Origin of the sequence: Accumulibacter sp., assembly GCF_031732815.1 — a bacterium.
Taxonomy (GTDB): Bacteria; Pseudomonadota; Gammaproteobacteria; order Burkholderiales; family Rhodocyclaceae; genus Accumulibacter.
In genome coordinates this window covers 1-5435 of the sequence record NZ_JAVMKF010000113.1, presented here as the reverse complement: position 1 = coordinate 5435, position 5435 = coordinate 1, and the positions used below count along the sequence as shown (strand labels likewise).

Annotated in this window: 8 protein-coding genes and 1 pseudogene; 6 read left to right on the top strand and 3 right to left on the bottom strand. The window is 64.5% G+C overall.

All coding sequences use genetic code 11. The features are described 5' to 3' along the window. Positions 1 to 26: 26 nt before the first annotated feature. From RKP46_RS08410 to RKP46_RS08400, 3 genes are read left to right on the top strand one after another with little or no spacing between them, the layout of a single operon-like run. On the top strand, positions 27 to 413 hold the full coding sequence (locus RKP46_RS08410) for a P-II family nitrogen regulator (protein ID WP_311106228.1): 387 nt from the start codon (positions 27 to 29) through the stop codon (positions 411 to 413). Beyond that, entirely contained in the window at positions 410 to 748 is a 339-nt protein-coding gene (locus RKP46_RS08405) for a hypothetical protein (RefSeq protein WP_311106226.1), read from the top strand. The genes RKP46_RS08410 and RKP46_RS08405 overlap by 4 nt, the downstream gene beginning before the upstream one ends. A gap of 18 nt (positions 749 to 766) precedes the next feature. Continuing rightward, the gene (locus tag RKP46_RS08400; RefSeq protein ID WP_311106225.1) at positions 767 to 1564 is read left to right on the top strand and encodes a transporter substrate-binding domain-containing protein; all 798 of its coding nucleotides are present in this window, start codon (positions 767 to 769) and stop codon (positions 1562 to 1564) included. Here the strand turns inward: RKP46_RS08400 and RKP46_RS08395 are convergent. After that, positions 1521 to 2195, bottom strand: coding sequence for a lactate utilization protein C (locus RKP46_RS08395; RefSeq protein WP_311106227.1), 675 nt, complete (start codon positions 2193 to 2195; stop codon positions 1521 to 1523). The two genes, RKP46_RS08400 and RKP46_RS08395, sit on opposite strands and share 44 nt — an antisense overlap. A gap of 174 nt (positions 2196 to 2369) precedes the next feature. Here RKP46_RS08395 and modA point away from each other — a divergent pair, with 174 nt between their 5' ends. Genes modA through modC form a run of 3 tightly spaced genes read left to right on the top strand, consistent with a single transcriptional unit; the run spans position 2370 to position 4893 of the window. Continuing rightward, complete coding sequence (gene modA, locus RKP46_RS08390) at positions 2370 to 3119, top strand: molybdate ABC transporter substrate-binding protein (protein WP_311106224.1); 750 nt, start codon at positions 2370 to 2372, stop codon at positions 3117 to 3119. Positions 3120 to 3136: 17 nt separating this feature from the next. Continuing rightward, on the top strand, positions 3137 to 3817 hold the full coding sequence (gene modB / locus RKP46_RS08385; RefSeq protein WP_311106223.1) for a molybdate ABC transporter permease subunit: 681 nt from the start codon (positions 3137 to 3139) through the stop codon (positions 3815 to 3817). Then, positions 3814 to 4893 (top strand): molybdenum ABC transporter ATP-binding protein, encoded by a 1080-nt coding sequence (gene modC / locus RKP46_RS08380; protein ID WP_311106222.1) that lies wholly within the window; start codon positions 3814 to 3816, stop codon positions 4891 to 4893. Before modB ends, modC begins: the two co-directional genes overlap by 4 nt. On the opposite strand, the gene RKP46_RS08375 is transcribed toward modC, so the two are convergent. After that, entirely contained in the window at positions 4882 to 5256 is a 375-nt protein-coding gene (locus RKP46_RS08375) for a LysR family transcriptional regulator (protein WP_311106221.1), read from the bottom strand. The two genes, modC and RKP46_RS08375, sit on opposite strands and share 12 nt — an antisense overlap. Positions 5257 to 5262: 6 nt before the next feature. Beyond that, positions 5263 to 5435 (bottom strand): annotated as a pseudogene (locus RKP46_RS08370) (glycerate dehydrogenase); the annotation flags it as partial.

The window sequence follows — 5435 nt, the reverse complement described above, 5'->3', positions numbered from 1 at the left end:
ACGCGCAGGAGACGCAGGAGTCATGCATGACCAGCAATACCAATCAACTCATCGTCCTCACTGACGCCGTGCTGTTGACCGCCATCGTTCAGCGCGGCGCGGCCGACCTCGTGGTCCAGGCCGCACAGGAAGCCGGCGCCCAGGGGGCCACGATCTTCCACGCGCGCGGTACCGGCGTGCGCCAGAAGCACCTCGGCATCCTCGGCCTTACCGTGAACAGCGAGAAGGAAGTGATCTACATCGTCGTACCGTCGGAGCAGGCGGACCGCATGTTCGAGCGCATCTTCGTCACCGCCAAGCTGGATACTCCCGGCATGGGCATCCTGTGGATGACCAATCTCGAAAAGATGGCGACCTACGTGCCGCATGAAGTATCGGCCCGTTTTGGCATCCACGCGGAGCCCCGCAAGTGAGCGCGCTCGGCCACATCGGCCATGGCGTGGAAAAGAAGCTGATCACCGCCATCGTCGCCAGCGGCAACGGCCGCAAGCTGCTCGAAATCGTCGACAATCGGCCCGGCGTACTCTCCGTCAGCCACCATCACGCACGCGGCACCGGCAGCCGGAGGATCCGCCCGGGGCGAGCCTTCTGGAGTGAGAAGGATGTGATGATGGTACTCGTCGAAGCGCCGCAGGCCGACGAACTGTTTACCCTGATCTACGAGGCAGGCGGCATTGGCGAGCCCCACCAGGGAATCATCTTCATGGAAGCGGTGCGCCGGGGGCATCCGATGATGCCATTCGCCTGATGTAGCCGGAACGTGTTCATGATTGCAGGAGGACATCGCGGGACCCGGTTCGTTTTCGCGCTGCTGCTTGGCATACTCTGCCTCCCGGCCGCAGCAGCGAATCCATTGCGGGAAATCCTCGTCTGCTGGGAAGACGGCCTCAAACCACCCTACCTGATGCTCGACCCATCGAGTCGCCCCACCGGCATTGCGGTCGACATGGTCGACGAGATATTCAAGCGCAGGAACATCAAGGTGCAGCATCTTGTCCATCCCTGGAAGCGCTGCCTTGCCGAAGTTGAGTCCGGGGAAGTCGACCTCGTCCCCAATGCCTCCTACAGGGAAGAGCGAGCGCGCTACGCGCTGTATAGCGCCCCCTTGTACGAGACACACCTCGTGCTGTTCTACACCCACCGCCGCTTTCCTGAACCTCCGAAAATTGCTCGCATCGACGATCTGAAGGCGTTTCGACTCGGGGGCATCCTCGGCTTCAACTATGACCAGTACGAAGGAAAACTGCCGATCGAAACCAGCGCAAGGAACCGCAGGGCACTGTTGCGAATGCTGGAAGTCGATCGCTACGATTTCGCAATCGAACAGTTGGAAATCGTCCGCATGATGGAGGCACGAGGCGAGATACGGCTAAATGGCATCGGCCATACTCCCGACCCCGTCACCCCAATCAAGACTTTCCATGTGTTGATCAGTAAGCGACATCCAGATGCCACACAGCTGAAAATAGTCCTTGATGAGGGCATCGCCGGTCTGCAGCGCGACGGAAGCAGTCGCAGAATCAAGGCCCGCTATCTGGGCTCGGCCGATCCTCGACAAGAATGAGGTGCACGCGATAAGGGCCGTGCGCCCCGAGCACGATGGTCTGCTCGATGTCACCGGTGCGCGAAGGGCCTGAAACGAAATTGACGGCGCGCGGCAGATCATCGCCTTGCTCCGCGCGCAGCAGCGCGAAACCTTCCTCCATCGCTGGCACGATGCGAGAGACAGGAACCACGGCAATGTGCGTCTCCGGCAGCAGGCTGGTGGTCGCTGCCGTGTCGGGGCCGGAGGCGAGCATAAGCGTGCCGGTTTCGGCAATGGCGCAGAAGCAGCCGGTGATACCGGTCAAGTCATCGCCATTGGCCGCGCGAGCTTCGATCATCACTCCGGCGGCAACCCAGTCCAGCCCGGCCAGCACCGGCCAGCACGTCGCTCGCAGTGGCAGTCCCACGCTGACCAGGTAGCGAGCGACTGCACCGGGCAGCTCGGACAGTGTCGCCACCGCGTCGACGGTAGAGGCCATGGCTTCCGACTTGGCCCGGAAGCGGGCCGCCAGATCGCCCTGCAAATGCGGACGCGGTCCGCTACTGCCGGCGGCCAGCGCGGCACGAGCAGCGCGCAGGCGCGCCACGTCGTCGGCATTGACGCCAAGGTTGGCGCGCACGCGCGCCAGGATGTCTTCGCGGGTACTCATGCACTTTCTCCAGAGGCAGGGGGCGATGATAGCCCGGGATGGGGTCGCCGCAAACGCCCTTGTTGTGCGCTTGGCAGCATCGTTGTATACCGCCGGATAGACAGCGGCCGCCAATGCAGGCACAATGGCGCCTCGAAATATCCGTCAGAACATAACGATGTTTGGAGCAATCTCATGCTCGTCCGACCGCTGCTGATCTTTCTTGCCGTTCTTGCCGCCATGCAAGCGACGGCCGAGGAAACCCGCATTGCCGTTGCTGCCAATTTCTCCGCGCCGGCAAAGCAGATCGCCGAGGCTTTTGAGCGCGGCACCGGCCACCGGGCAACGCTGGTCACCGGCTCGACCGGCAAGTTCCACGCGCAGATCGTCAATGGAGCCCCCTTCGATGTACTGCTTTCGGCCGACGACGAGACACCGGCAAGACTGGAGAAGGAAGGACATGCGCAGGCCGGCACGCGCTTTACCTACGCCATCGGCCGCCTCGTGCTGTGGAGCCCGAAGCCCGACGTCGTTGATGGCGAGGGCGCAATACTGAAGAACGGCGACTTCCGCCACCTGGCGCTGGCCAACCCGAAAGTCGCGCCCTACGGCCAGGCCGCAATGGAGACACTCGGCGCGCTCGGCCTTGCTGACACGTTGCGCCCGCGCTTCGTACTCGGCGAGAACATCGCGCAGACACATCAGTTCGTCGCCTCCGGCAACGCCGAGTTGGGCTTCGTCGCGCTGGCCCAAGTGATGAAGGACGGGCGCATTGCCGACGGATCCGGCTGGGTCGTGCCGGCACGCCTGCACCAGCCGATCCGCCAGGACGCCGCGCTGCTCACGCGCGGCCGCGGCAACGCGGCAGCAAAGGCCTTCCTCGCCTGGCTAAAGGGCGACGCTGCACAGGCGACGATCCGCAGCTTCGGCTACGACCTACCCTGACACGATGCCCTGACACCATGCCATTTTCCGCTTCCGACCTCGCCGCAGTCTGGCTGACGCTGAAACTGGCGACACTGACGACTGCACTGCTGCTGCTTGCCGGCACGCCGCTGGCGTGGTGGTTGGCACGCACCGGTTCATGCTGGAAGGGCGCGGTCAGCGCCGTCGTCGCGCTGCCGCTAGTGCTGCCACCGACCGTGCTCGGCTTCTATCTGCTCGTCGCCATGGGTCCGGGGGGTCCGCTTGGCAAGCTGACACAGGCGGCCGGGCTTGGCACACTGCCGTTCACGTTCCCCGGCCTCGTCGTCGCTTCCTGCCTCTATTCCCTGCCCTTCGTCGTGCAACCGCTGCAGAATGCCTTCACTGCGATACCGGAACGACTGCTGGAAGCGGCCGCCACGCTGCGTGCAGCACCGCTCGATGCCTTTTTCCACGTCGTCGTGCCGCTTGCCCGACCCGGATTCCTGACTGCCGCCGTGCTCGGCTTTGCGCACACCCTCGGCGAATTCGGCGTGGTGCTGATGATCGGCGGCAACATCCCGGAAAAGACACGGGTCATCTCCGTGCAGATCTACGACCACGTCGAAGCGCTGGAGTATGCGCAAGCGCACTGGCTAGCCGGCGGCATGCTGCTCTTTTCCTTCCTCGTGCTTCTCGCGCTCTACACGCTTAACCCGATGACGCGGAGGCAGACATGATCGCCGGCACGATCGATCTCTGCCTGCAACTCACGCGGCCCGCCTTCGCACTCGACGTGGATCTGCGCCTGCCGGGACGTGGCGTCACCGCCATCTTTGGCACCTCCGGCTCTGGCAAGACGACGCTGCTGCGCGCCATTGCCGGACTGGAGAGCCACACGAACGGGCATCTGGAGGTGCTCGGTGAAGTCTGGCAGGACAGCGCTACCGGCCGCTTCATGCCACCGCACCAACGCCCGCTCGGCTACGTTTTCCAGGACGCGGAGCTGTTCCCACACCTCGACGTGCGCGCCAACCTCGCCTTCGGCCGTCGCCGTGCTGGCGATGCGACGCCGCCGGACACGGCGCCGGTCATCGCCCTTCTCGGTATCGGTCACTTGCTCGACCGCCACCCGGACAGTCTTTCTGGTGGTGAACGGCAGCGCATCGCGATTGCTCGCGCGCTGCTCGCAAAGCCACGCCTGCTGCTGATGGACGAACCGCTCGCCGCACTCGACGAGGCGCGCAAGGCGGAGTTCCTGCCTTGGCTGGAAAAGCTGCACGACGAACTGGAAATCCCGGTGCTCTACGTCAGCCATTCGCTTCCGGAAGTGGCGCAACTGGCCGATCACCTGGTGCTACTGGAAGATGGCCGCGTACGCGCCGAGGGGGCGCTCGCCGAGCTGCTGCCGCGGCTCGACCTGCCACTGTCGCACGGAGAGGAAGCGTTCGTTGTGATCGCCGCTACAGTTGGCGCCTACGACACGGACTACGCGCTCGCCCGCCTCGACTTCCCGGAACAATCGCTGTGGGCCCCCAGCCCGCCGCGCGCCATCGGCACTGCGGTACGCGTGCGCATTCAGGCCCGCGATGTCAGCCTTGCCATCACTCCGCAGCACGATTCGAGTATCCTCAATACGCTCGCCGCACGCGTCAAAGGCATTGACGCTCAGCCGCCGGGACGCGCGCTGGTTCGCCTCGAGATCGGTGGCAATGCGCTGCTGGCGCGGCTGACGCAAAAATCACTGGACCAACTGGAAGTTCGGGTCGGTCAGGAACTGTTCGCGCAGGTGAAGAGCGTCGCCCTAGTCGGCTGAGGGCGCCAGCAGCTTGCGGAAAGCGACGAACTCCTTCCTTACGGACTGCTCGGCAACCTGCTCCATCCGGCGATAACGCTCGACCACCTCGCGTCCGAAATCGGTGAGTTGCGCCCCGCCGCCGCCGCTGCCGCCGGTCGCCGTCGCCACCACCGGCTCCACGAATGCGGCGTTGACCGCCTCGACCAATAGCCAGGCCCGCCGGTAGGACATGCCCATCTCGCGTGCCGCCGCCGAGATCGAACCGCTGCGACCGATCGCCTCCAGCAGCTCAGCCTTGCCGGGACCGATGGCGATGCTGGCGCCGAGCAGCACCCGCAGACGGGGCCCCTTGACCGAGTTATGACGGGGTTTTTTCGGCATGGAGCGTCAGGCCACCCGGTTCTTTGGTTCGCCGCGCGCGAAGGCCTCGATGTTGTCGATCAACTGGTCGGCTAGCGCCTGCATTGCCGGCCGGCTGGACCACGCGACATGCGGCGTCAGCAAGAAATTCGGCAAGGCCAGCAGATCGGGGGAGAGTAGTGGATTGCCGTCCTTTGGCG

What these genes read in the sequence shown, in the direction of transcription:
- RKP46_RS08410 (WP_311106228.1), top strand. Translation starts at nt 27, where the DNA reads ATGACCAGCAATACCAATCAACTCATCGTCCTCACTGACGCCGTGCTG.
- RKP46_RS08400 (WP_311106225.1), top strand. Translation starts at nt 767, where the DNA reads ATGATTGCAGGAGGACATCGCGGGACCCGGTTCGTTTTCGCGCTGCTG.
- RKP46_RS08395 (WP_311106227.1), bottom strand. Translation starts at nt 2,195, where the DNA reads ATGAGTACCCGCGAAGACATCCTGGCGCGCGTGCGCGCCAACCTTGGC.
- modA (WP_311106224.1), top strand. Translation starts at nt 2,370, where the DNA reads ATGCTCGTCCGACCGCTGCTGATCTTTCTTGCCGTTCTTGCCGCCATG.
- modB (WP_311106223.1), top strand. Translation starts at nt 3,137, where the DNA reads ATGCCATTTTCCGCTTCCGACCTCGCCGCAGTCTGGCTGACGCTGAAA.
- modC (WP_311106222.1), top strand. Translation starts at nt 3,814, where the DNA reads ATGATCGCCGGCACGATCGATCTCTGCCTGCAACTCACGCGGCCCGCC.
- RKP46_RS08375 (WP_311106221.1), bottom strand. Translation starts at nt 5,256, where the DNA reads ATGCCGAAAAAACCCCGTCATAACTCGGTCAAGGGGCCCCGTCTGCGG.